This is a genomic window from Leucobacter insecticola, assembly GCF_011382965.1.
GTDB classification, from domain to species: Bacteria; Actinomycetota; Actinomycetes; order Actinomycetales; family Microbacteriaceae; genus Leucobacter; species Leucobacter insecticola.
Genome location: NZ_CP049934.1, coordinates 1,944,735 through 1,969,450, shown reverse-complemented (window position 1 = coordinate 1,969,450; position 24,716 = coordinate 1,944,735). Strand labels below are relative to the sequence as shown.

At 61.2% G+C, this 24,716-nt stretch carries 13 protein-coding genes, 3 tRNA genes and 3 pseudogenes; 14 read left to right on the top strand and 5 right to left on the bottom strand.

Annotated elements, in window-relative coordinates:
* Positions 1-253 precede the first annotated feature (253 nt).
* The 8 genes from G7067_RS09075 to G7067_RS09045 all read left to right on the top strand — a co-directional run bounded on the left by G7067_RS09075 (position 254) and on the right by G7067_RS09045 (position 11,612).
* A complete protein-coding gene (locus G7067_RS09075) occupies positions 254-3,136 on the top strand; it encodes a DUF11 domain-containing protein (protein ID WP_205881116.1) in 2,883 nt (960 codons plus the stop codon).
* A complete protein-coding gene (locus G7067_RS09070) occupies positions 3,118-3,765 on the top strand; it encodes a DUF7507 domain-containing protein (protein WP_205881115.1) in 648 nt (215 codons plus the stop codon). Before G7067_RS09075 ends, G7067_RS09070 begins: the two co-directional genes overlap by 19 nt.
* A gap of 14 nt (positions 3,766-3,779) precedes the next feature.
* Complete coding sequence (locus G7067_RS15250) at positions 3,780-4,109, top strand: hypothetical protein (protein ID WP_425280674.1); 330 nt, start codon at positions 3,780-3,782, stop codon at positions 4,107-4,109.
* Positions 4,110-4,187: 78 nt separating this feature from the next.
* Positions 4,188-4,260 (top strand) — tRNA-Asn (locus G7067_RS09065).
* A 232-nt stretch (positions 4,261-4,492) separates the two neighbouring features.
* The gene (locus tag G7067_RS09060) at positions 4,493-5,710 is read left to right on the top strand and encodes a hypothetical protein (protein ID WP_166323615.1); all 1,218 of its coding nucleotides are present in this window, start codon (positions 4,493-4,495) and stop codon (positions 5,708-5,710) included.
* Positions 5,689-9,729, top strand: a complete 4,041-nt coding sequence (locus G7067_RS09055; protein WP_166323613.1) for an Ig-like domain-containing protein — start codon at positions 5,689-5,691, stop codon at positions 9,727-9,729. Before G7067_RS09060 ends, G7067_RS09055 begins: the two co-directional genes overlap by 22 nt.
* A 73-nt stretch (positions 9,730-9,802) precedes the next feature.
* Positions 9,803-11,023 carry a sigma-70 family RNA polymerase sigma factor gene (locus tag G7067_RS09050; protein ID WP_166323611.1) on the top strand — a complete coding sequence of 407 codons (1,221 nt, stop codon included), beginning with the start codon at positions 9,803-9,805 and terminating at the stop codon, positions 11,021-11,023.
* Positions 11,024-11,072: 49 nt separating this feature from the next.
* Positions 11,073-11,612 (top strand): gamma carbonic anhydrase family protein, encoded by a 540-nt coding sequence (locus G7067_RS09045; protein ID WP_166323610.1) that lies wholly within the window; start codon positions 11,073-11,075, stop codon positions 11,610-11,612.
* Between the two features lie 365 nt (positions 11,613-11,977).
* Here the strand turns inward: G7067_RS09045 and G7067_RS09040 are convergent.
* Positions 11,978-12,048: transfer RNA gene (locus G7067_RS09040), tRNA-Gly, on the bottom strand.
* 319 nt (positions 12,049-12,367) lie between these two features.
* Here G7067_RS09040 and G7067_RS09035 point away from each other — a divergent pair.
* The 5 genes and pseudogenes from G7067_RS09035 (at position 12,368) to clpX (ending at position 16,883) form a co-directional block, all read left to right on the top strand.
* Positions 12,368-12,445 (top strand) — tRNA-Pro (locus G7067_RS09035).
* A 59-nt stretch (positions 12,446-12,504) separates the two neighbouring features.
* Positions 12,505-14,037 (top strand): trigger factor, encoded by a 1,533-nt coding sequence (gene tig, locus G7067_RS09030; protein WP_166323609.1) that lies wholly within the window; start codon positions 12,505-12,507, stop codon positions 14,035-14,037.
* Between the two features lie 151 nt (positions 14,038-14,188).
* Entirely contained in the window at positions 14,189-14,773 is a 585-nt protein-coding gene (locus tag G7067_RS09025) for an ATP-dependent Clp protease proteolytic subunit (protein ID WP_166323608.1), read from the top strand.
* A gap of 30 nt (positions 14,774-14,803) precedes the next feature.
* The gene (locus tag G7067_RS09020; RefSeq protein WP_244301034.1) at positions 14,804-15,472 is read left to right on the top strand and encodes an ATP-dependent Clp protease proteolytic subunit; all 669 of its coding nucleotides are present in this window, start codon (positions 14,804-14,806) and stop codon (positions 15,470-15,472) included.
* A gap of 137 nt (positions 15,473-15,609) precedes the next feature.
* A pseudogene (clpX, locus tag G7067_RS09015) lies at positions 15,610-16,883 on the top strand (ATP-dependent Clp protease ATP-binding subunit ClpX).
* Between the two features lie 28 nt (positions 16,884-16,911).
* On the opposite strand, the gene G7067_RS09010 reads toward clpX, so the two are convergent.
* The 4 genes and pseudogenes from G7067_RS09010 to G7067_RS08995 all read right to left on the bottom strand — a co-directional run bounded on the left by G7067_RS09010 (position 16,912) and on the right by G7067_RS08995 (position 20,882).
* The gene (locus G7067_RS09010; RefSeq protein ID WP_166323607.1) at positions 16,912-17,418 is read right to left on the bottom strand and encodes a hypothetical protein; all 507 of its coding nucleotides are present in this window, start codon (positions 17,416-17,418) and stop codon (positions 16,912-16,914) included.
* Entirely contained in the window at positions 17,390-17,662 is a 273-nt protein-coding gene (locus G7067_RS09005; RefSeq protein ID WP_244301033.1) for a Fe-S oxidoreductase, read from the bottom strand. Before G7067_RS09005 ends, G7067_RS09010 begins: the two co-directional genes overlap by 29 nt.
* 8 nt (positions 17,663-17,670) lie before the next feature.
* Positions 17,671-20,273: pseudogene (gene valS / locus G7067_RS09000) on the bottom strand (valine--tRNA ligase).
* 135 nt (positions 20,274-20,408) lie between these two features.
* Positions 20,409-20,882 (bottom strand): GyrI-like domain-containing protein, encoded by a 474-nt coding sequence (locus G7067_RS08995; protein WP_166323605.1) that lies wholly within the window; start codon positions 20,880-20,882, stop codon positions 20,409-20,411.
* Positions 20,883-21,380: 498 nt separating this feature from the next.
* Here G7067_RS08995 and ileS point away from each other — a divergent pair.
* Positions 21,381-24,665, top strand: a pseudogene (gene ileS, locus G7067_RS08990) (isoleucine--tRNA ligase); the annotation flags it as partial.
* Positions 24,666-24,716 lie beyond the last annotated feature (51 nt).

Below are 24,716 nucleotides of genomic sequence, written 5' to 3'. Positions count from 1 at the left end.
CGTTCAGCACCCAATTCTTTCGATTCGTATACTGAATTCTTCACGCCTTCTACGCAAACCTGAAGCCGATGCCTGTCTCACCAGGTTTCGGGAACTATGCTCTGGGGAGTCTGGCGCTGCCATTTGAGGTTCTATACCCGGAGTCAAGGCTTCTTTGGAGCGAATATTTCGAGGCACTGGGTTTGTCGCCCGAATCAAACGTTTCTGGTGACTATTGGGGGATGAATTGAAATACAAGAAAACTCTGTCTGCCGTGATCGCGGTTTCTTCGGTGTACCTGATCGCACTCCCGCAGGCACCCGCTGAGGCGGCTTCAAACGAACTTGTCTACGCCGTCTCGCTCGGCGAGGTTCTCACCGGCACGGCACCGTTTGACACGGAAAGCGGCCCCGGGTTAGACACTTCCCCGACCGATAACGTGTTGCGCTCCCACGACACCGTCACGTGGGAGGTCGCAGTTTCCGCCAACTCGCTCGTGGGGGAATCTGGAACAGCGAATAATGCGACTATCACTTTTGCTCTGCCTGACGGCCTCGTTTGGAACGCGCTGCCCGCCCAGTGCATAAGCCCTGTCGACGGCCCGCCCTCCCAGATCAGCCCGGACGAGCGGACTGCAAATTGCAACCTTGGCGACATTCCGCTTGGCTCTTCCCCCGTTGTAACGCTCTCCGCGAAGGCCGTCAGCAGGCCCGACGGCACGCAGCTGACTTTTGCGCCCGATGCTATCTCTTTTCGAAGCGATGATCCCGACACGCCGGCCGCGACGACGGCACCAGATGAAATCACAATATCGTCGGCACCCCGCCTCAACATGACGAAGGTTCCAAATCCCTACGTGACAACCAATGTGCTTGGACCTGACGGCGTCACGCGGGGCTGGAGTGTGCAGTACGGGGTGACCGTATCAGTGCCCGGCCTGAACACCAAAGGGCTGCGCGGCTATCAAACACCAGATCAGCCCGTCACCTTCGTTGACGACCTGAGCGGGATTAGCCCGAACGCACAGTTGCTTGAGGTGCGTGGTTCCGACATCACCAATCACGGAGAATTCCCCGGATTCAGTCGCGGCTCGACTACCGTAAATCAGGTCGCAAACGGAGGCAAGTGGTCAGCGTCCGTGGATCCGCTGAACCCTCAACTGGTCACAGTTTCTATCTCGCAAGCGGATTTCAGTGCGACTCATCTCCCAACACACGCCCGCAACGGCTCTGTCCTTGGTGACAACAAAGGGTATGTCACGATGGGGTACGTGCTGGTGTTTGTGCCACTCAACGATGTTCCAGGCTACGAAGCCGGAGCCGGGAGCATCAACGCCGTAAACCAAATTAGAGACTTAGAAGCTAATGGAACCAACGTTGGCGGTGCCTTGATACCCAACACAGGCGAGGATCACTCGGACAATACCTCGACAGCGAAGCTGACTATCTCGGTGCAAGGGTCCATGTCGAAACGTTTTGTCGATATCATCAACAATCCGACCCGGCCCCCGCATCTTCCTGTGGGCGGCACGGCTGATCGTAGTGGCGACGGACCTCTCTCAGCAGGGCAGCAAGTCCAGTCCCAGGTTTCGCTGCAAAATGTGTCGACGTCGACGCCTCTGAGCGACGTGCGCGCTTGTGATATCTGGGACTCCACGGCGATGAGTCTGGCCAGATTCCGGACCGCCCCATCAGGGGCTTGGGCGTGGCCGAGTGGAAGTGAGGGATTCCCTGCCTACTCTAGAAATGACGCATTGAAAGGCCACTTTGAATACCTCACAGACTATGAACTGAGCGATAACGCAGATACACGCTGGCAGCAAATGCGCGCCTTTACATGCGAAGACAATTTGGGCACCTGGACTGATCAGGCAACCGCACTCGCCGATCCAGATTTCGACCTCACCTCAGTTTCTGCCGTGCGGTTTATCGCCGATAATGGTGCGACTATCTCCGCGGGACAAACGAACGTGCTTCTGCTCGTCAATCTCGAACGCAAGCCGGATCTCGCCGCAGGCACCATCGTCGCCAACATGGCGGGCTGGAGCGCGAGCGAACTGAGCGGGGGCACATACCGTCGCGCCGGCTACGACCCAGTCACCAACGAAGAGCTCACGACGCCCGCGGGAATCGCAACCACCGGTGATCGAATGATCGCCGTCGATGCAGCAATCGGCATCGCCAAAACAGTTGAATCGGCACGTATCGCAGCCGGATCATCCGGTCAGTTCACACTCACACCGCGAGTGCTTGATCTGGGCGCAGCGGGAAGCGACACCGCAGAAACCGTGACTGTGACCGATGTTATTCCGTCCGGCTTGTCCTTGATCGAACGGGACACCACGATTCAGGGTCAACCTGTCGCGGCTCCTTCCCACGCCCCCAGCAAGGTGACCATTCACGAGGACGGCTCGACAAGCGTCACGTGGAGTTTCGCTTCGATCCGTCGTGGGCAAGAACCCGTGATTACGTACTCCGTTCAAGCGGCAAACACAGCGCGCGGCGACTACGTAAATTCGGCGGTCGTGTCGTCTCCGTCCGACGGCACCTCGCCCGCTCCTGGCACACTCCCTGTTCTCGCGAATGACCGGCATCTGGCTCTTGCCACTGTCAGCGTGGATGGGGTATCTGGGATCGCGGTGTCGAAAGTCGCGCTCAACCCTATCGTCGAAGCTGGCGAAGATTTCTCCTGGCGGGTACAGGTAGCTAACGGTTCCACGGTCACCACACAGTCGAATCCAACAGTCATCGACGTTCTGCCCTACCTTGGCGACGACGGTAGCGGAGCGACGGCCCGAGTCCCAGGTACGACAAACACCGCCCAGTTTCGATTGGCCGGTCCGGCAGCTGTTCCCGCAGGCGCGACCGTGCTCTACACGACCGATGATGCGCGCGCAGTGCAGCTTTCCCAAGACCTCGGAGCAGCAGCCCATGCCGATTTTGGGTCCGGGATTACCTGGGTCGGCTACGACACGGTTGCGAATCAACTCGACCAGGTTACTGCGGTCAAGGTCACGTTTGCCGCGATGACGCCCCTGTCAGACGCATCCTTCACCTACACCCTCACACATGTTTCCGGGGAGGAAGGCGGCATCTGGTCAAACAACGCATCTTTCCGCACAGCGGAGGCCCCCTCGGCGTGCTCTCGAATACCGTGAGCACCACGATGTTGCCCGGGCCGGTGAGCCTGAGTCTCGTGAAGTCAGCCTCTCCGCCAGCGAATGGCGTGAGCTACACCGCGGGGGAGCGAATCATGTTCAGCTTCGAGGTCACGAACACAGGTTCTCGAGATCTGAAACACGTAACCGTCTCCGAAGAACGGTTCGTGAACGGTGCGGGGGCCTCGCTATCCCTCGCGACGCCAATCTCCCCGCGGAGTCCCGCTGATTTTGACGGCATACTTGCGTCAGGGGAATCTGCAACGTTTGCGGCGGATTACCTCGTCACTCTCGAGGATCAGCTCGCGGGCGGTGAGATCACCAATTCTGCCGCTGCAAGCGGAGTCTCGTTCGGTGGCGAACAAGTGCAAGCTCACTCTGACGTCGCCGTAAGCGTTGCTCTCCCACGTCCGGCTATCGATTTGGTGAAGTCCGTAGCCAATCGCCCAGCCCAGGGCACCGCGTTCACACCGGGTGAACGCGTGCAGTATGAATTCACCGTGCGAAATACCGGCAATGTGCCGCTCAGCTCTGTCAACGTTACCGAAGAATCATTCACTAACGGGAACCTTGAATCCGTGCGACTGGACGGGCCAATCACTGCCCCAACGGCTTCGACGGAATATTGAATCCCGGAGAGGTCGTGGTACTTACCGGAACATATACGGTGACTCAAAGTGACCTTGGTGGGGATCTGGTCAATGTTGCTGCCGTCACCGCCGAGCCTCCCGCTGGCGTTACACCGGCATCTGTCACGGACGCCTCAAATGCTGTCGCTCATGTCGCGGAAGTGGCGACGGACCATTCACCCGAGGACCCAGCGGGCGATCTCGCGTTGCCAACCACGGGAGGTAGTTTCAACTGGCGTGACGCGCTTATTGCCTGTCTGCTTCTTGGTAGCGCCGCTGCAGTGTTCGTGTTTCAAAGAGGTGTATACCTGCCCCGGAGGTCCCACGAGCGTTCGATTTCCTAGCAGCATCGCCCACACTCGGATTCGATTTGCAAACCATTTTCCGAGCTTGATATTATAGAAAGGTTGCCGAGGCAATATTCCCCTGTAGCTCAGTTGGCAGAGCGCTTGACTGTTAATCAGGATGTCGCTGGTTCGAGCCCAGCCGGGGGAGCACAGGAAAGCCGGTGGCCACCATTTTGGTTGGTCACCGGCTTTTATTTTTCTTGTGCGCGTCAGTTTTGTTGCCACTCTGACTCTTTCCTATTGATAGCGCGCTCGCGATGTTCTCCGTTTCGGTGGCCGTCCGAGCGCTCACATGAAGAAGATTTACTGAGGGGTACTGCGTGAAATCGCACAATAGATTGAGAAGGTTCGCGGTAAAGCTCTCCGCCAGCCTCTTCGCCTTGTCTGTTATCGCTGCTGGATTGGTCGCAAGCGCGCCCGCCCACGCAGCGGCAGGAAACATCACTGCAATCGGTGTCACCGTTGTAAACGACGGAACCGCACCGTGGGATTCGCTCGACGATAGCGCAAACAACGGCATCGTACGCACGAACGACAGCATCAAATATCGTCTCAATGTCTCCTATGGCACGCTCGGAGACGTGAGCTTCACTTCCACGCTCCCCGAGGGTATGGAGTGGGACGATTCTTCGCTCGCGTCCGCCGTCTGTAATGGCCCGGGAGGTGGCACGCTTACAGACAATAAGCGCACCTGGACCTGTAACCGGAGCGCAGAGTCTATCTCGGAGAGCTTCGATCTCACGGCTTGGGTATACTCGGTTGCGAATGGGGACGTCATCCGCCCCAGCGTAACCGGAGGCGCGATCACCACGCAGTTCCCGGAGGTGACAGTAGCCGCCAAGCCAGCGACCGAGATTCGCAAGTACATTGGCGCGCAAACTTTCGTATCCAACTACGAACACGAAGGGGCCAAGGGGTTCAAATTCACCGAGTATGTAGGCCTCGGTGCCACAACCGTGAACGGAAATGTGCGTGGCCTTGAGGCACTCGATGACACATTTACGTTCACGTTGAAGGTTCCTCCGCACTCCATCGTTCAGTCCGCTGTCGTAACACGAGGCACGGGCACGTTGAGCTATTCACAGGCCGCACCCGGCGATGATGTGGTCTTTACGGTTTCAGGTGAGCGGTCTGATTTTAAAGATGCGACACAGTTCCTGAACCCTGATTTTCTGAGCTTTGCTCGATACGACATTTCTGTTTGGGTCCCCTACGATCCGACTCTGCCAGCGGGTCAGGTGACAAATGTGCAGACTCAGCTGACCGGCTTCGATCCGGATTCTGTAAGCGGTGCATCAAACTTCGACACTGGCTTTGCGCCCGGGCAAGAACCCGGCTACACGTGCCCGGCGTCGGGGATCTGCTGGGCGGACAACTTGCGTGTTTCCGTTACGCACTCGACCGCACGCAGCCATTCATTATCGGAGGAACGAACGTCGGTACCCTTCATGCACCACTCGTCACGTTGCTGGGTGATGGGCATGGCTACGCGGAAGGTCACGAGAAAATTGTCCCGGGACAGTCATTTCTTGCGACAACCGGTCTCTACAACGCAGGGAACGCGAACGATTCAGCCATGGATCCACACGGCTGTGTGACTTGGGACAGCGACTACCTGTCTGTTGTCGGGCGCCCAAACATGGTCACGCGCGAAAACTCGAACGAGACAGCGTTTTATCAGGGCAATGGCACTGTGCGGGAAGCTGACCGGTATATTGTCGAGTACTCCGCAGCTTCATATGCGGATGACGCTGCTCGTCGCGGCGCAGACTGCGGTATTGCTGGTGACGGAGCCTCGGGCTGGGTGAGTGACCTCTCAGATCTCCCCGGAGGCCCGGAATCAGCCACCAGTCTGCGATTCAAGTCGGTGGCTATTCCGTTGGCTCCTGGTCGCGCGATGGGTCTGCAAGTCCCATTGAAGCGCACCACCAATGCAGCGTCACTCGCGCTCCCAGTTGATGCGCCTCTTCCCTGGTTCTGGCAGTACGGAACGTCCGACACCCCAACGGTGAAATCAGCTTACGCTCCCGGAGACGAAGCAGCCAAGGACGGTGGTTACGTGCAGGCGGTTCCGGCGATGGTCCGGGCAACGACGGACTGGTCTGACGTTTCAGTCGCGCCAGGAAACGTTGCGACGCTCACCGTCCACCCGCTCGTCATCGGGCCGGTGGGTGACGGTGTCGATACCGTCGCGAAGAGTGTTGATGTGAAGGTCACCTTCAGCACCCCGTGCGCCGTGCCCGTCATGGCCTCGCTCGAGGCCACTGGACTCGACTACACCTATACCCCGGGAGATCCCGGTCCGGACGGTGTCACGTGCACACCTGATGATGGCGCGCCTGGTTCTATCGTCTTCCACCTCGGAGATGTTACGGCCTCTGGTGGTGACGTTGGAGGCACATTCCACCCCACCGTTGGCGGTCACGAGACGCTGCTTGATCTCATACAGTTCCAGGTCATGCAGTCGGTGTTTACCCCTTCAAACAGCCACAATGTGGCGACAGTTGTGATCAGTTCGCCGAGTGACGCGTCGAAGGAATCGTGGGTTGGAGCGCTCAACCAGGCTCCTTCCGCCGTACTCACAGATAGGACCTCGACGACAGACCTTATCGTGAGCGGTGTGGCTGCGTTCCGCGGCGGTAAGACGACCTCGACAAAGACTCCGGGCGAGGTCGGCCCGGATGAAGCGTTCCTTTACACGATCAACTGGGGCAATGGCTCTGAGATTCCCGCTGGCCCAGGCACCTTTGTTGATCTCCTTCCTTACGATGGAGACGCTCGCGGTACCGACGGGCTCGGCTCTGCGGGGTTCAAGGTCATCGACGTCGTCGCAGAAACGGCAAACCCGTCGCTCATGGGAACAGTCTCAGTCGAGTACTCAAATGACCCTTCAGAGACCATTGCAGCAGCGCTTGCACTTCCCGGAAACGCGAACGGTGACACAGGAATCAACTGGTCGACAGGTACTCCGCCCGAAGACACGAAGGCAATCCGGGTGATCACCAGCGATGACATCCTGCCGGGATACTCCGGCTCCGCCACGATCACGCTGAAGGCTCCCGAGCTCTCGCGCGGCGGCTCTCTCGTGAACGACTTCTATGGTCGTACCGCTCCAATCTCGGGGGACCTCACAACGGTCCGAGACATCTATGCTGCGTCGACGGTTTCACTCAGCTCGAACGCCGGGCTGATTGCGGGAACGATCTATCGGGATACCGACTTTGATGGGGCGGTGTCCGCCGGGGACGCTCTCTGGCCCGCAGGTACCGCGATCGTCGAGGCAGTCGACACGACCGATGGCTCAGTGGTCGCAACGACGTCACTGAAGTCGGACGGTAGCTACTCGTTCGACCCGATTGCCCCGGGTGACTATGACATCCGTTTGAAGCCTTCGGTAGGAGCGGGGTGGACAAAAGTGACGACGCCGACCGCGGTCGCTCACGCCACAATCGATTCCGGTGTGCTGCTCCGCAACGTCGACGTGCTCTACCGCGAGAACATCGCGCGTACAACACTCCTCGATGACAACGCAAAGGTAAGCCAGAATGGCAGTGTCGTAGTCGATGTCACCGCAAACGACACACTCGGGCTCCCCAGCCAGGTGAGTGCTTCGAAGAGCCTCGACGGAGTGCGTTTGCCCGCTTCGGGCGGAGCACCCAGCTATGGCACCGTTACAGTAACGGCACCAGAGATTCCCAACGTGCAGTCACGGATCACCTACACTGCCGCGAGCGTCTGGCCCGCCGCATTCGCGGGTCAGACACAGTATGAAGACACTTTCGACTACGAATGGGTCGACGTACTCGGCGCGGTTCAATCCGCAAAGGTCACGGTCACCGTCTACCAGCGGGCGCTTGCGGCTAATGATGCAGTAACGATCACTTCGGCTGGCGGCAGCGTCAACGTGCTTGAGAATGACCTGGGAGACGGTATCACCATTACCGGCACTCCAACGGCCGCGGGAGACGTCTCCGCGACCATCGATGGAAACAATCTGGTCTTGGCTTCATCCCATGTCTGGGCAGAAGGCGAATCGAGCTACGTCACAACCGTCGGTTACCAGATCACCGATTCGCAGGGAAACACCTCGACCGCCAGCGTCACTGTTACTGTCGTGCGAGGCCCGGTTGTCACTGGGGAAACGAGCACTGTGATTCCGTTGGACGGAGCCGCGAGCTTTGATCCGGCACTGCTCGATCCCGCTTCAATTCCGGCGGGCGGTATTGTCATCAGCAGTGACCCCGCTGCGGGCACTGCGCGCGTGGAAGCCGACGGCACCATCACCTTTGATGCTGACGGGATCGACGCTGGGACTTACAGCTTCGTCGTTCAGTTCACTGACTCGCGCAACCAGCAGGTGACCCAGACCTACACGGTTCGAGTCCAGGCACCGCCGACCGCCCAGGACGGCAGCGCCAATATCGGTATCGGGCAAAGCCATACATTCCAGGCAAATCCTGTGACAACAGGCTCTATCGCGGATGCGCGTGTGTCCGTTCCGTCAAGTGCTGGATCTGCGAGAGTCACAACTGATGGGACCGTGATTTTCGACTCGACGGGGGCGACCCCGGGAAGCTACACCTTTACGGTCGAGTTTGTCGATGATCTTGGGCAGACCGGCACAGCTGACTACACGGTCGTCGTGCAGGATGCTCCTGTCGTCGCGGGTGACACCCACATGGTCATCGGCGAGAACCAAAAGGCAGACTTTGGAACGGTCGTGGAAGTCGAAGCGGAGATCGTGTCTGCCACGCTGACCAAGCAGCCCAGTTCTGGCAGTGTGATCCTGGACGATGCGGGTGGTGTCGTGTTTGATGCCGCTGGTGCCGAGCCCGGCGAATACACCTTCGAGGTCACCTACGTTGACGAGAATGGCCTGACGACCGTGGTTACGTTTACGGTGGTCGTGCAGGAAGCTCCAAAGGCGGTCGGAGGGAAGGTGACCATCCCGCTTGGTGGACACTTCACCTTCACTGAGCAAGTGCAGACAACCGGCAGGATTGTGGATCGCGAGATCACGACAGCAGCCGCCGCAGGTACCCTCGACCTCGAGACAATGGACTACGCCGCGGGCGATGCGAAGCCCGGAACGTACACCGTCGTCGTGACCTACACCGACGATGTCGGGCAGCAAGCCACCGCAACGTTTGAGGTGACAGTCCAGGCGCCACCCACAGGCAATGGGATAACCGTGACCCTCACTTCTGACACGGATCGGGCGACGTTTGATCCAATCGGGGATAGCACCGGCACGAATCTGCAGGCACTCACCGACTCGGCCTTCACACAGCCGGGGCACGGCTCAGTGAGGTTGAAGAATGGACTCCTCGAATTCGTCCCAGAGCCAGGCTTCTTCGGAACAACCAGCTTCACGGTGACCGTTGAGGATGACCTTGGACAAGCGGTCGTGCTCACCTACACGATTCATATCGTGAACCCGAATGGCGGCGATGGGTCAGGCGATCCGACCGGAGGCGGCAGATTGCCGGAGACCGTCGCCGGCGGCCTCGCCGTCACCGGAGGTCAGGGGCTTGGCATGGCGGCAGCGGGAGCAGTACTTCTCGCCGTCTTCGGCGCTGTACTGATCCTGCGACGCAGATCACAGGCAAGTGAATAATTAAATAGCCAGGATCGGGGGCCCACATTTGTGTGGCCCCTTTCGTGGTTACCCAAGGGGGGAACGAGAAGAGATGACAGAACAGCAGCGAGGCGCTCAGGACGCTGAAGCAGCGGCCGAGTGGTTTCGCACCGACCAGGCGCTACTCGAGCGCTTTCGTGCGGGCGACCGTGAGGCTCTCAAAGATCTGTACGAACGTCATTACAGCGCTGCTGTCGCATTCGCACTGAGATCCGGAGCGTCGTCAGACAACGCGGAGGACGCGGTGAGTGAAGCGTTCCTCAACGTCGTTGATGCCATTCAGCGCGGCAACGGGCCCACCGTTTCAATGGGGCTCTACCTCCGATCTGCCGTTCGAAACTCGCTGATCCGGCAGAGCAGAGAATCGAAACGCTCAATCCTGGTCGATGACCTGGAAGAGTTCGCAGAGCCCGTGGTCGACGTTGGAGAGCCAGAGGACGGGGGCGTCATCCAAGCGTTCCGCGCTCTGCCCGAGCGCTGGCAAACCGTCCTCTGGCTGCGCGAGATCGACAAGCAACGCACCTCCGAAGTTGCAAAGTCAATGGGCATCTCACCCGGCGCGACGACCCTGCTCTACCGGCGCGCACGGAAAGGCCTGCGCGCGCGCTACGTCGAAGTTCTCAGCGACTCAGATGAGTACGTGTGTGAAGAATACCGGGCCACGATTGCTGCGCGCGCGAACGGAACGCTTCGCGGTAAAGCGAAGGAGGCCTACGAGCAGCATCTTTCTAGTTGCTTGTCGTGCAGGCGTTCTGATCGTAATCTCGCCAACGTGGTGGCGCGGTTCGCAGCCATCATCCCACCCACCGCTCTTGGCCTCTTCACCATCCAAAGGCAGGCCCCGGCCAATGCTGTCGCAGCTTTCGCGAAGCGCCCGCTCGTGCGCCTGGCCACCGGACTTGTCACCGCAGCCGTCGCCACTGCAGCGTTAAGCAGCTCATTCGCCGGACACGGTGAGCCCCGCCAGGGAGATCCCGAGACACTTGATCAGCGGGCGTCAACGACCGTTGAGGTTGCGCGTGCGCCCGTGTCTGCCGGATCATGCCAACTCCTTTTCACAGGTTCCGGTGTCAATGGGGAGTCAGCATACTTCGAAGTCCGACATACCGGCACAGACGCCTGCGCGGTCGCCTATTCGTGGGACGGTGCCGAGCTAGCTGAGCTGGTTGACGTACGCACTCGTGAGTATTTCTTCGCACCGCGGGTGGGGAGCTACGAGGTCCGACTGGTAACAGCAGAGGCGGATCAAACGTTCTCGTTCGAGCTTCGCTAGATCCGCGCCTTGACTTGTCTCCTGCACTGAAACGAGCCAAAGTTAATCCATGACGTCGTTTCCGAGAGAATCCCTCGTGCGCCCGGTTTCACCCTACGGCGCTCCTGAGTTGCACGAGTCGGTATGGCTGGCTCCGGGGTCCGTGGTCGTTGGCAGTGTGCGGATCGGTGCAGACAGCAGCGTTTGGTACAACGCGGTGGTGCGCGGTGACTCCGACAGTGTCACGATTGGGGCCCGCAGCAACGTTCAGGACGGCGTGGTGATCCACACACACCGCGGCCACCCGGCCGTTATTGGAGACGACGTCTCGATCGGTCACAACGCCGTTGTGCACGGCGCCACGGTGGAGAACGGCTGCCTGATAGGCATGAGCGCGACGGTGCTGAGCGGCGCGGTTGTGGGGGAGGGATCCCTCGTCGCCGCTGGGGCGCTCGTGCCGCAGGGCGCCGTGATCCCGCCCCATTCCTTGGTGGCGGGGATCCCGGGCCGGGTGGTGCGCCCGCTCACCGACGCGGATCGCGAGTCCGTGCGCCACAACTCGGCGGTCTATCTCGACTACACCACGAACCACCGCGACGCGCTCGGGTAGGTGCACCTCTGCCGGGGTCTCCACCTAGCCACGAGTGTCCCCGATACTGACGATCGTCCCACAAACTCTCCCGAAATCTTGCGCCCGGATGGGAGGATTTCGTCAGGATGGGGGACGCTCGTCAACTTTCCGCGCGATTCCCGGTCTCAGACCTGGAACGAAGTGGAGGGGATGACGGGAATCGACGTGTGCGCAGCGCCTGCGGCGCGGCACCCACCGCGCTCGCGCATCCTTCGGCTTCGCTCACGCCGCGGCCGGGTCGAACGCTGCGCGTTCTCTTGCGGCCGCGCCCCTTGCGGGGTTCGATTCCTGTCATCCGGAAATGCGTAAGGCCCCAGCTTTTGCAGGGGCCTTACGCATTTCGGAGGGGATGACGGGAATCGAACCCGCGTAATCAGTTTGGAAGACTGAGGCTCTACCATTGAGCTACATCCCCGGAGCGTTCAGTGAAGAACGCGCCTCAACGAGCATAGTGCATTTTGAACTCGTTTTTGAACAGAGCTCCCTCATCCCCTCCACTTCTTCCTCCACATCCGGCACCAACACGGTGAACGCCCACCTTTCCGGCGAGCGCCCACTGAACCCACGCGTCGCTAGGGTGGGCACTCGGGGATTGGTGGGCACTCACCGACACAGGGTCGGCGGGGCAGCAGCGGCAACTTGGGTCGGCGAATACATTTTCACGGCTTGTTTCGGCTAGACTTGCTCAGGTTGCGCGCGCAGGCGTGCTCCACAACACTGAAACCTCAGGGTTTCGGGGCGTAGCTCAGCTTGGCTAGAGCGCCCGCTTTGGGAGCGGGAGGTCGCAGGTTCGAATCCTGTCGCCCCGACCAGGGTCAATCCGGCCCGAGACAGGCTGCCACCAGCAGATGCACGATCATGAGAGGTCAAATTGCCGAAGACGACAGCTGAAAAGCTCACTCCGACCCGCGCGAAGCTGAGCGTTACACTCACGCTCGATGAGCTGGAACCGTACCTCAAGCAGGCGTACAAGACGATCTCAGAGCAGGTTTCGATCCCCGGCTTCCGCAAGGGAAAGGTGCCGGCACCGATCATCGATCAGCGCGTCGGTCGCGAGGCTGTTGTGCAGGAAGCGGTCAACGCTTCGCTCGACGACTTTTACCAGGGCGCGCTTGCCGAGTCGGGTGAGCGCCCGATGGGACGCCCGACTGCCGATGTCGCCAAGTGGGCGGACGTGAAGGATCCGAAGAGCGAGCTCGAGCTCGTTTTCGAGGTTGAGGTTCGCCCCGAGTTCAAGCTTCCGAAGTACGACGGGCTCAAGGTGACCGTCGACAACGCCGTGATTGACGAGGCCGCCGTCGAAGCCGAGATGACGAAGCTACGCGAGCGCTTCGGCACTCTTGTTACGGTGGAGCGCCCCGCGAAGACCGGCGACTTTGTTGAGCTCGACTTGATCGCCCGTATTGATGGCAAGGACGTCGACCAGGCGAGCGGCGTTTCCTACGAGATTGGCGCGGGCAACCTGCTCGAGGGCACCGATGAGGCCATCGAGACGCTCACCGCTGGCGAGACCACCACGTTCTCCTCGCAGCTGCTCGGCGGCGAGTACGAGGGCCAGGACGCGGAGGTAGAGGTCACCCTCACCGCGGTCAAGGAGCGCGAGCTTCCCGAGGCTGACGATGAGTTTGCCCAGCTCGCAAGCGAGTTCGACACGATCGCCGAACTGCGCGAGAGCCTGAAGGATCAGGTTTCACGCGCCGCAGTGTTCGCGCAGGGTCAGCAGGCTCGCGACATCTTCACCGAAACTCTCATCGAGAAGGCGGAGATCCCGATTTCTGAGGAACTCGTCGAAGAAGAGGTTCACCGTCACCTTGAGAGTGAAGGTCGTCTCGAGGATGACGAGCACCGCGCAGAGGTTCGTGTCTCCTCGGAGAAGCAGATCCAGCTGCAGCTTCTGCTTGACGCGATCGTCGAGGCCGAAAAGGTCACGCCAACGCAGAACGAGCTCTCGCAGTACATCTTCCAGTCGGCTCAGCAGTACGGCATGGAGCCCACCGAGTTCCTGCAGGCGATCAGCCAGGGCAACCAGATGGGCGTGATCCTCGGCGAGGTCACGCGCAACAAGGCCATGGCCGTTGCGCTTGGTAAGGCAAAGGTCGTAGACAAGGATGGCAACGCCGTCGACCTGAGCGAGTTCACCGCGGTTGATTCCGAGGAAGAGGCCGAGGAAACCGTCGAGGAAACCGAGGCAGCCGAGAAGAAGCCTGCGACAAAAAAGGCACCAGCCAAGAAAGCACCGGCCAAGAAGGCTCCGGCACAGGCCAAGGAAGACTCCGCTGAAAAGCCCGTTGCCAAGAAGACCCCGGCGAAGAAGGCGGCGGCTGAAAAGCCCGCCGCGAAGAAGGCCCCAGCAAAGAAGGCTCCCGCTAAGAAGACTGCCGCTAAGGAAGCCGAATCTAAGTAGTCGGTAACTCCTGTGACGCAGAGATCCCTCGCCCTTCTCCGGGCGGGGGATCTCTGCGTTTGGCGCTCAGCTAACGCCCAGGGCGAACACGGCTATATCCCGGGCCGCAAGTCGGTAACCTCGAATCAAGCAACAACGAATGGAGCTCCGCATGGCAGAACAGACGCCACCAAACAGCGTGTTTGATCGGCTGCTGAAGGATCGCATCATCTGGCTTGGATCCGAGGTGCGTGATGACAACGCCAACGAGATCTGCGCCAAGATTCTGCTGCTTGCAGCAGAGGATCCTGAAGCTGATATTTATCTCTACGTCAACTCGCCCGGTGGTTCGATCACCGCCGGTATGGCCATCTACGACACGATGTCTTTTGTGCCGAACGACATTGTGACCGTGGGGATCGGAATGGCGGCCTCGATGGGCCAGTTCCTTCTCACCGCCGGCACCAAGGGTAAGCGCTACATCACCCCGAACGCGCGAGTACTCCTGCACCAGCCGCACGGGGGCTTTGGCGGCACCGCCAGCGACATTCAGACTCAGGCGCAACTCATCACCTCGATGAAGAACCGACTGGCCGAGATCACCGCCGCACAGACCGGCAAAACCGTCGAGCAGATCAACGAAGACGGCGACCGCGACCGCTGGTTTACTGCCCAGGAGGCGCTCGATTACGGCTTCGTGGACTTCATCCGTGACTCCGCCGCTGACGTCGTTGGCGGCGGCGGAACCAACAACTAGGCAACGGGACAGAGAGTAAGCGATCCAACAATGACCCAATTCATGCCCCAGTCAGGCGGCCAGAGCCTGCAGATGCCCAATTCCCGCTACGTGCTCCCCAGCTTTGAGGAGCGAACCGCTTACGGATATAAGCGGCAGGATCCCTATGCCAAGCTTTTCGAGGATCGCATCATCTTCCTCGGTGTGCAGGTTGACGATGCCTCGGCGGACGACGTTATGGCACAGCTACTCGTCCTTGAGAGCCAGGATCCCGAGCGCGATATCACCATGTATATCAACTCGCCCGGTGGCTCGTTCACCGCAATGACGGCGATCTACGACACGATGCAGTACATCCGCCCCCACGTGCAAACGGTGTGCCTTGGCCAGGCAGCGTCGGCCGCGGCTGTGCTACTCGCAGGCGGAAGCCCCGGTAAGCGTCTCGCGCTTCCCAACGCCCGCGTGCTGATCCACCAGCCCTCGACGGGGCAAGCAGGCCACGGCCAAGCCTCAGACATCGAGATCCAGGCAGCCGAGATTATGCGCATGCGTGAATGGCTTGAGGAGACCCTTTCCAAGCACTCCAAGCGAACCCTCGAAGAAGTGCACACGGACATAGATCGCGACAAGATCCTGAGCGCCGCAGAAGCGCTCGAGTACGGTCTCGTCGACCAGGTTTTGACAAGTCGCAAGAATCCTCAGGCGGTTATTGCGCCATAGTGGATCGCGGGCCTCGGGTTGGTGCAGTGCCAGCCGGGCCCGCGGCGCGTCGCCGGTGAATGTCGGCGGGTAGAGCTAATCTCGAATGAGAGATTTTTACTTGAGAATCGCCTCGAAGAGCACGAAGGAGCCACCGGATGTCAAAGATCGGCGAGAGCAACGAAGTGCTCAAGTGCTCCTTCTGCGGCAAATCACAAAAGCAGGTGCAGCAGCTCATCGCGGGTCCGCAGATCTACATTTGCGACGAGTGTGTAGCTCTCTGTAACGAGATCATCGAAGAGCGTCTCGCTGAGAACCAGACTGCCGAGTCTTCAGACTTCACGCTACACAAGCCCCGTGAGATCTCCGATTTCCTCGATCAGTACGTCATCGGGCAGGATCGCGCAAAGCAGTCGCTCGCTGTAGCGGTCTACAATCACTACAAGCGAGTCCGGGCACTCAGCACGCTTACCTCGGCAGAGGCGGCGTCGGAGCAGGTGGAGATCGCCAAGTCGAACATCCTCCTCATTGGGCCCACTGGCTGTGGAAAGACGTATCTTGCGCAGTCGCTCGCACGTCAGCTTGGAGTTCCCTTCGCGGTGGCCGACGCGACAGCCCTCACCGAGGCCGGCTATGTCGGCGAAGACGTCGAAAACATTCTCCTGAAACTGCTGCAGGCCGCCGATTTCGATGTGCAGCGCGCCGAAACCGGGATCATTTACATCGACGAGATTGACAAGATCTCACGCAAGGCAGAGAACCCATCGATTACCCGCGACGTGTCGGGTGAGGGCGTGCAGCAGGCACTGCTCAAGATTCTCGAAGGGACCGTCGCCTCGATCCCACCCCAGGGCGGCCGCAAGCATCCGAACCAGGAGTTCATCCAGATCGATACCACCAACGTGCTCTTCATCGTTGCTGGTGCCTTCGCTGGCTTAGAGGAGATCATCGGATCCCGTCTCGGGAAGGGGGCATCGGCTTCGGGGCTCCTGTCAACAGCAAACGCAACGAAGAGGAGCTGTTTGCTCAGGTCCAGCCGGAAGACCTCCACAAGTTTGGCTTAATTCCTGAGTTTATTGGCCGCTTGCCCGTCGTGGCTACTGTTGATCCGCTCGATGTGACGGCACTCACCCGGATCCTCACCGAACCGAAGAACGCGCTTGTAAAGCAGTATCAACGCATGTTCGAAATCGACGGGGTCGGCCTTGAATTCGAAGACGCGGCGCTCGAAACGATTGCCGAGCTTGCCGTCTCGAAGAAGACCGGTGCGCGTGGCTTGCGGGCCATCCTTGAGGGTGTGCTGCAGCCGGTGATGTTCGACGTGCCTTCAAATGGCGACATCACGAAGGTGATCGTCACCCGCGAGTCTGTGCTCGGGGAGGCTCCTCCGCGCGTACTCCAGGCGCGGGGCGGGCGCGAGCGGAGCGCTTAGTCCCTTCTCCGCTGCCCCAGTCCAGACTCTAGAATTGCGAAATATCGTAGCTCAGCAGCACGGTATCGTCCTCCTGCGGGATCATGAGCGCATTCACTACGAGCGTCGCGTTGGTGAGCGTTGCCAAAGTCTCACCGTTCTCGCCGGTGGCTTCGTCGCTCGCAGTGAACCCGCCGAGGTTGATCACCTGAGCCCAGAGCGCCGCGCCAGCATCGATGTCTTCGGCACGTAACACCACAAACCAGCTGGTCTCCGAGCGCTCACCAGTGTCGTCAATGACGGCGTCCTTCGGGATCACAAACGCGGTCTCCGGAAAAGACGCCGGCAACTCGGTCTTCTTCTGGCTCACTTCCGCGGGGTTTTCGGCGGACCAGCTCTCGGAGTTCGGTTCCCCACCCTTCGAAGGGGCCCCCGCAATGTCTTCTCCCGGCTCGGGGGCACAGGAGGCGAGTGATGCCGCGAGCACCACGCCCATGAGGATCGCGGCCGCGCGGCTCGCTCGCTTGCTAGTTGAGCCAGTCATCATCGTCTTCATCGTTTTCTTCCTGATTCAAGACCTCGCGGTTGCCCGCCGTTTCTTCAGTCACAGTCACCCCGCCCTGACCATCGACGGCCACAAGGACGAGATCGTCGAGGGCAAGCCTGGGCCGACCCTCTAGCCAAGTCAGCGTCCAGGAGTGTGCCTCCGGGAAGCGCGCCTCCTGTTCGCGGACAGTCTCGTACAGCGACGCGGGCACCGCACGGTGTGGTGATTCACCGACCCGCCAACGCGCGCCCATTTGCACGGCTAGGCTCCTGTGCCTTCGGTAGCGACAGTCTCGAGCTGAATCTCGGCGATCACGGGCTCAGCGACGTCGGCGGATTCGATCCGCAGCTCGGTGACGCGACCAACGAGAGAAAGATCGGCGGCTGCGAGTTTCAACCTCTCACTATCTCCGGCAGGGGCGTGCACTACAGCCAGGACTACCTGGGTCTTCTGCGATGCCTTGGCCGCAGTTTTCGCACCTCGAATCCCGGCGAGAGCGGTGCCCGCCAGCCCCAGCAGCCCAGTGTCTGCATCCGCACCAGCGAGATCCTGTGCCTCGCTTGACTCCGGCCACGCGGCGAGATGAACCGACCCGTCACCAAACCAAGACCACACCTCTTCTGTGGCGTAAGGAATGAAGGGGGCAAACAAGCGGACGAAGACCGAAAGCGCGGTACGCAGGGCCGTCACGGCCGAAGCCTGAGCCTGCCCGCTCCCGCTGTGAGCCCGCTCCTTCACCATTTCAAGGTAGTCGTCGCAGAAGGTCCAGAAGTAAGATTCGGTGACTTCGAGCGCCTTGGCATGGTCGTAGGATTCAAAGGCAGCTGTCGCGCGCTCGATCACGCCTGCGAGGCCGGCGAGCATCGAACGGTCAAGCGCCTCGGTCACGGACCCTGCACCGCTCGCGTCAAAACCGAGGGTGAACTTCGCCGCATTGAGCAGCTTGATCGCGAGGCGGCGACCAATCTTGATCTGCGTCGGGTTTTGCGGATCAAACGAGGCGTCCGTGCCGAGCTTCGCCGAAGCCGCCCAGTAGCGGACCGCATCGGAGCCGTGCTGCGCGAGCATACCGGCCGGGGTCACCACGTTGCCCTTTGACTTCGACATCTTCTTGCGGTCGGGGTCGAGGATCCAACCTGACACCCCCGCGTGCTGCCAGGGCAGCTGACCCGATTCGAGTTCCGAACGCAGCAGCGTCGAAAACAGCCAGGTCCGAATGATGTCCTGTCCCTGCGGGCGCAAACTGAAGGGGAACACGAGGTCGTAGAGTTCAGCATCGCGCTCCCAGCCGCCAGCAAGCTGCGGGGTCAGCGACGAGGTTGCCCAGGTGTCCATGACGTCGACCTCGCCCTGGAAGCCGCCCGCCTGGCCGCGCTGATCCTCGGTGTATCCCGCGGGAACATCGCTCGAGGGATCAACCGGCAGCTGCTCGACAGCGGGCAGGATCGGCTGATCAAACACCGGGTTGCCCTCGGCATCGAGCGGGTACCACACCGGAATCGGCACCCCGAAGAAGCGCTGACGCGAGATCAGCCAGTCGCCTGCGAGACCTTCGACCCAGTTCTCGTAGCGAACCCGCATGAAGTCCGGATGCCACTCGAGCTCACGACCGTGCGCGAGCAGCCGCTCCCGCAGCGCCTCGTCGCGTGCGCCGTTCTTGATGTACCACTGGCGCGTCGAGACGATCTCAAGAGGCTTGTCGCCCTTCTCGAAGAACTTGACGGGGTGAGTGATCTTGCGGATCTCGCCCTGCAGTTCACCGGAGGCCTGCAGCAGTTCGACCATGGTCTGCTTGGCACTGAAGACGGTCTTGCCCGCGATCTGCGCGTAGGCGTCACGGCCCTGTGGGCTGGTGATGGCCTCGGGAGCCTCCGAGAGGACGCGGCCGTCAAAGCCGAGGATCGCTCGGTTAGGCAGGTTCAGCTCACGCCACCACACTACGTCAGTCACGTCGCCGAAGGTACAGATCATTGCGATGCCGGTGCCCTTGTCCTGCTGCGCAAGATGGTGGGCGAGGATCGGCACCTCAACATCGAACAGGGGAGTGCGCACGGTGGATCCGAAGAGCGGCTTGTAGCGCTCGTCATCGGGGTGCGCCACGAGTGCCACACACGCCGCGAGGAGTTCGGGGCGCGTCGTGTCGATCAGGATGTCGCCGCTGCCATCGCTCTTGTGGAACGCGAGCGTGTGGTACGCGCTGGGCTGATCCCGATCTTCCAGTTCGGCCTGGGCCACCGCGGTACGGAAGGTGACATCCCAGAGGGTGGGAGCCTGCGCCTGGTAGGCCTCGCCGCGCTCGATGTTGCGGAGGAAGGCAAGCTGCGAAGCGCGCAGGGAATCTGCACCGATCGTGCGATACGTCTGCGTCCAGTCGACGGACAGACCGAGCGTGCGCCACAGATCCTCGAACTGCTTTTCGTCTTCAACGGTCAGTCGTTCGCACAGCTCAATGAAGTTGCGGCGCGAGATCGGCTGCTGATCCGCGGCCTTAATGCTCTTGCCCTCGCCACCATCGTGCGGGGGCACAAAACCCTCAATGTAGGGGAGTGAGGGATCGCAGCGCACGCCGTAGTAGTTCTGCACGCGACGCTCGGTGGGCAGGCCGTTGTCGTCCCAGCCCATCGGGTAGAAGACGCGCTTGCCGCGCATGCGCTGGAAACGCGCGACCGTGTCGGTGTGCGTGTAGGAAAAAACGTGGCCGACATGCAGCGATCCGGAAGCTGTCGGCGGGGAGTATCGATGCTGTAGACGTCATCGCGGGCCGCACCTTCACGGGCGAAAGCGTAGGTGCCCTGCTCTTCCCAGACCGCCCCCCACTTAGATTCGAGGCCTTCGAGTGCCGGCTTGTCAGGAATCGCGCTCATGCGTGTGCTCCGTGGGGTTCGATGTGGGCGGCACCGCGTCAGTGAGCAACCGTATGAGTGCTCTAGTGCCTGATGGTCAATTCGGCTAGTTTACCGGGAATCACGCCGCTCAGCTGAGGCGCACCCGATCAGTCGTTATTTGAGGTGCACCGCGATCAGAGTCTCATTCAGTGCTGGATCGCCTCCGGGCTTGGGCTCGGTGAGGTACTGCTCCCAAGCAATGCCCGCAGCTTCGAGTCCCTGCTCCGTAACCCATCTGCCGAGATGCTCGTAGGCCGGAGCCAAATGACTGAAGTCACCATGCACCATCATGGTCGCAACGCGCGCCGCGGGAAGCGTCTCGCCCGTCACTTCGACGGTGTCAGCAAAGGGCTCTGCGACCGGCACCGCGACTGATAGGTCAAGCACGCCGCCCGGTTCGCCATGGAATACGCCCATAGGTGGCGCAACCGGCGCGATTCCAGCCGCGCCAAGAGTTCCAAAGATTGTTGGATACGCGCGGTCGTAGAGGCTTGGAATGTCAGACATCGCAACTTTTTCCCTGACCACCACGAGATGCATTTCTGGCATTTCCTTGATCTCCGGTGTGGGGAATGCTGACTCGTTCATGGGTGGGCCTCCTCTGGCGCGAGATGAGTATGTTGTTTCAGTGTAAGACTCCATATATCCTCCCGCCTCCAGTTCGGTGTGTGCGCAATTCGTTCTTATCCCGACCCATAAGAACCATCCGCGCACACGCCACAGGGCGTTCGCTCAGGACGACGTGGGCGGGCCGCGTCAGAACAGATACCGAGCGGAGACAACTCCTGCCCAACTGCGCTAAGATCGCTCACTAGAGACGACGATCCACTATCAATGGGGAGTTCCTGGAAGAACAGCGATCCTGCGAGGAAACTCGCGCGAAAGCCCATTAGACCCAGGCGGGCACGGCCCGTGACAGCCAAAGGAAGTGGCGCACCGCGATTCTGTAGCAATATCACGCAGGATCGGGCGCGCAAGCGGGGTGGTACCGCGGGAGTTGACGGCAAGAGCCAGACAACCCTCGTCCCGGCAGAAACTTAAGAAGATCAGCAGCTTAAGCAGAAACGCCGGAACCGAAGGAAGCCCATGTCATACCCCCAGCAGTCGACAGGCGCAGCGAGCGATCAGGCCCAGCCCGCCGAACACGTAGCGCACGTGGGCGCAGCGTTCGGCGTCAGCCCGTCACCCAAGCTCCCCGAGATGGAAGAGCGCGTGCTCGCGTTCTGGGCCGCAGACGACACCTTCCGCGAGTCGATCCGCCAGCGTGACACGGCTGAGGAATGGGTCTTCAACGACGGCCCTCCCTTCGCAAACGGCCTGCCGCACTACGGCCACCTGCTGACCGGCTACGCGAAGGACGTCTTCCCGCGCTTCCAGACGATGCTCGGCAAAAAGGTCGAACGGCGTTTCGGGTGGGACACGCACGGTCTCCCGGCAGAGCTCGAAGCGATGAAGCAGCTCGGCATCACCGAGAAGACCGAGATCGAAGAGATGGGCGTCGCCGCGTTCAACGAGAAGGCACGCGAGTCGGTGCTGCAGTACACCCGCGAATGGGAAGAATACGTCACCCGCCAAGCCCGCTGGGTCGACTTCGAAAACGATTACAAGACCCTCAACCTCGACTACATGGAGAGCGTCATCTGGGCGTTCAAACGCCTCTACGACAAGGGCCTCGCTTACGAGGGATCGCGGATCCTGCCTTACTGCTGGCGCGACGAGACACCGCTTTCAAACCACGAGCTGCGCATGGACGACGACGTCTACCAGATGCGTCAGGATCCCTCGGTCACTGTGACCTTCCCGCTCGAAGGGGGCAAGGCCAAAGAGCTCGGGATCGAAGGGGCCCGCGCGCTCGCCTGGACGACCACACCCTGGACGTTGCCAACGAACCTCGCGCTCGCGGTGGGTCCCGAGATCGAGTACGCAATCCTGCCCGCCGGGCCCGAGGGCGCGGCCGATGGGGGAGTCGCGAACGAGACGCAGTATCTCCTCGCCGTCGACCTCGTCGGCAACCACGCCAAGGATCTCGGCTACGCGTCCGCCGAAGAAGCCACTGCGGCGGTGACCCGCACGATCCGGGGCGCAGAACTCGCGGGTGTGCGCTACGAGCGCCTGTTCGACTACTACGCCGACACCGAAACCTGGGGCACAGCTCAGGCCTGGCAGATCCTTGTCGACGACTACGTTTCCACCAGCGACGGCACCGGTATCGTGCATCAGGCCCCGGCCTACGGTGAAGACGATCAGCGGCTCGCGACGGCCGCAGGCATCCCGACGATCGTCAGCCTTGATGAGGGCGGACGCTTCGTGGGCGCGGTTCCCGACGTCGCCGGCGAACTCTGGATGGACGCCAACCGGCCGCTGATCCGCATGCTCAAGGAATCGCAGCGCCTGCTCCGCGAGCAGAGCTACGTGCACTCGTACCCGCACTGCTGGCGCTGCCGCAACCCGCTGATCTACAAGGCGGTATCCAGCTGGTTCGTGCGCGTCACCGAGCTGAAGGATCGGATGCTCGAAACCAACGAGCAGATCACCTGGGTGCCGGAAAACGTGAAGCACGGCCAGTTTGGCAAGTGGCTTGAGGGCGCTCGCGACTGGTCCATCAGCCGCAACCGCTTCTGGGGCAGCCCGATCCCGGTGTGGAAGAGCGACAACCCCGACTACCCGCGCGTCGATGTCTACGGTTCCGTCGCTGAACTCGAGGCCGACTTCGGTGAACTGCCGCGCAACGAGTCCGGCGAGATCGACCTGCACCGCCCCTACATCGATCAGCTGACTCGACCGAACCCCGACGATCCCAGCGGTGCATCGACCATGCGGCGCATCGAAGATGTGCTCGACGTGTGGTTTGATTCGGGATCGATGCCCTTCGCTCAGGCACACTACCCCTTCGAAAACCAGGACTGGTTCGATACACACCAGCCTGCCGACTTCATCGTGGAGTACATCGGGCAGACCCGCGGCTGGTTCTACGTGCAGCACGTGCTTGCCACGGCGCTGTTTGATCGCCCGGCGTTCAAGAACGTCATTAGCCACGGCATCGTGCTCGGCTCCGACGGCAACAAGATGTCGAAGTCGCTGCGGAACTATCCGGATGTCAACGAGGTCTTCAACCGCGACGGCTCGGACGCCATGCGGTGGTTCCTGATGGCGTCACCTGTGGTTCGCGGCGGCAACCTGATCGTCACCGAAGAAGGGATCCGAGAGGGCGTGCGGCAGTTCATTCTGCCGCTGTGGAGCACCTGGTATTTCTTCAGCCTCTACGCCAACGCAGACAATCTGTCCGCCGAGCGACGCACCGACTCCACCGACCCGCTCGACCGCTACATTCTCGCGAAAACCGGCGATCTCGTGCGCGAGGTCGAGGGCCATCTCGCGGGTCTCGACACCACCTCCGCGGCCGAGTCGCTGCGCGCCTACGCCGACGTGCTCACCAACTGGTACGTGCGGCGATCCCGCGACCGCTTCTGGGAGGGCACGCAGGGCGCCACCGGCAAGCCCACAAACCGCCAGGCCTTCGACACGCTCTACACCGTGCTCGAAACCGTAGCGCGCGTCGCAGCGCCGATGGCCCCGCTCGTCACCGAGGAACTCTGGCGCGGGCTCACCGGCGGCCGGTCCGTGCACCTCACGGACTGGCCCGACGCGGCCGAGTTCCCGAGCGACCCTGAGCTCGTCGCCGCCATGGACGAGCTACGCCAGATCACCTCGCACGCGCTCTCTCTGCGCAAGGCTCGCAGGCTCCGCGTCCGCCTGCCGCTCGCAACACTCACCGTTGTCACCGCCCGGCCAGACGCGCTTGAACCTTTCGCAGACATTCTGCGCGAGGAGCTGAATGTGAAGGCGGTTGAGCTCGTGCAGCAGACAGCATCGAGCGCGGCGGATCACGGCATCGTGCACACGCTCGCGGTCAACGCCCGCGCGGCAGGTCCGCGCCTCGGCAAGCAGGTACAGCAGGCCATTAAGGCTGCGAAGTCCGGTGACTGGAGCGAAACCGACGGGGTTGTTACCGCGGGCGGCATCACGCTGGAACCGCACGAGTACGAATTGACGTTGAACGTGGGTGGATCCACGCCGGTTGAGCGAGCCGAAGGCGAGTCGAAACCCTCAGAGCGACCGGCGCTCGCGCTGATCCCGGGCGGTGGCTTTGTGCTGCTCGAGACCGCGACCACCCCGGAGCTCGAGGCCGAGGGCATTGCGCGTGACGCGATCCGCGCGGTTCAGGAAGCCCGCAAGAACGCGGGTCTTGAGGTGAGTGACCGGATCGTACTCGCGCTGGTCGCGGCGCCGGAACACGCGTCCGCGCTGGAAAGTTTCTCGGAGCTCATCGCGGCGGAGACGCTGGCCACCGCGATTGCGGTCGAGGGCAGCGAGGACGCCGCCGCCCTTGAGGGGGTCGCGGATCGCAGCATCGACGGCGAA

Bases quoted from the DNA above. Each gene is read 5' to 3' on its own strand.
- G7067_RS09055 (WP_166323613.1), top strand. From the start codon at position 5,689: ATGGATCCACACGGCTGTGTGACTTGGGACAGCGACTACCTGTCTGTT.
- G7067_RS09050 (WP_166323611.1), top strand. From the start codon at position 9,803: ATGACAGAACAGCAGCGAGGCGCTCAGGACGCTGAAGCAGCGGCCGAG.
- G7067_RS09045 (WP_166323610.1), top strand. From the start codon at position 11,073: ATGACGTCGTTTCCGAGAGAATCCCTCGTGCGCCCGGTTTCACCCTAC.
- G7067_RS09025 (WP_166323608.1), top strand. From the start codon at position 14,189: ATGGCAGAACAGACGCCACCAAACAGCGTGTTTGATCGGCTGCTGAAG.
- G7067_RS09020 (WP_244301034.1), top strand. From the start codon at position 14,804: ATGACCCAATTCATGCCCCAGTCAGGCGGCCAGAGCCTGCAGATGCCC.
- G7067_RS09010 (WP_166323607.1), bottom strand. From the start codon at position 17,418: ATGAAGACGATGATGACTGGCTCAACTAGCAAGCGAGCGAGCCGCGCG.
- G7067_RS09005 (WP_244301033.1), bottom strand. From the start codon at position 17,662: ATGGGCGCGCGTTGGCGGGTCGGTGAATCACCACACCGTGCGGTGCCC.
- G7067_RS08995 (WP_166323605.1), bottom strand. From the start codon at position 20,882: ATGAACGAGTCAGCATTCCCCACACCGGAGATCAAGGAAATGCCAGAA.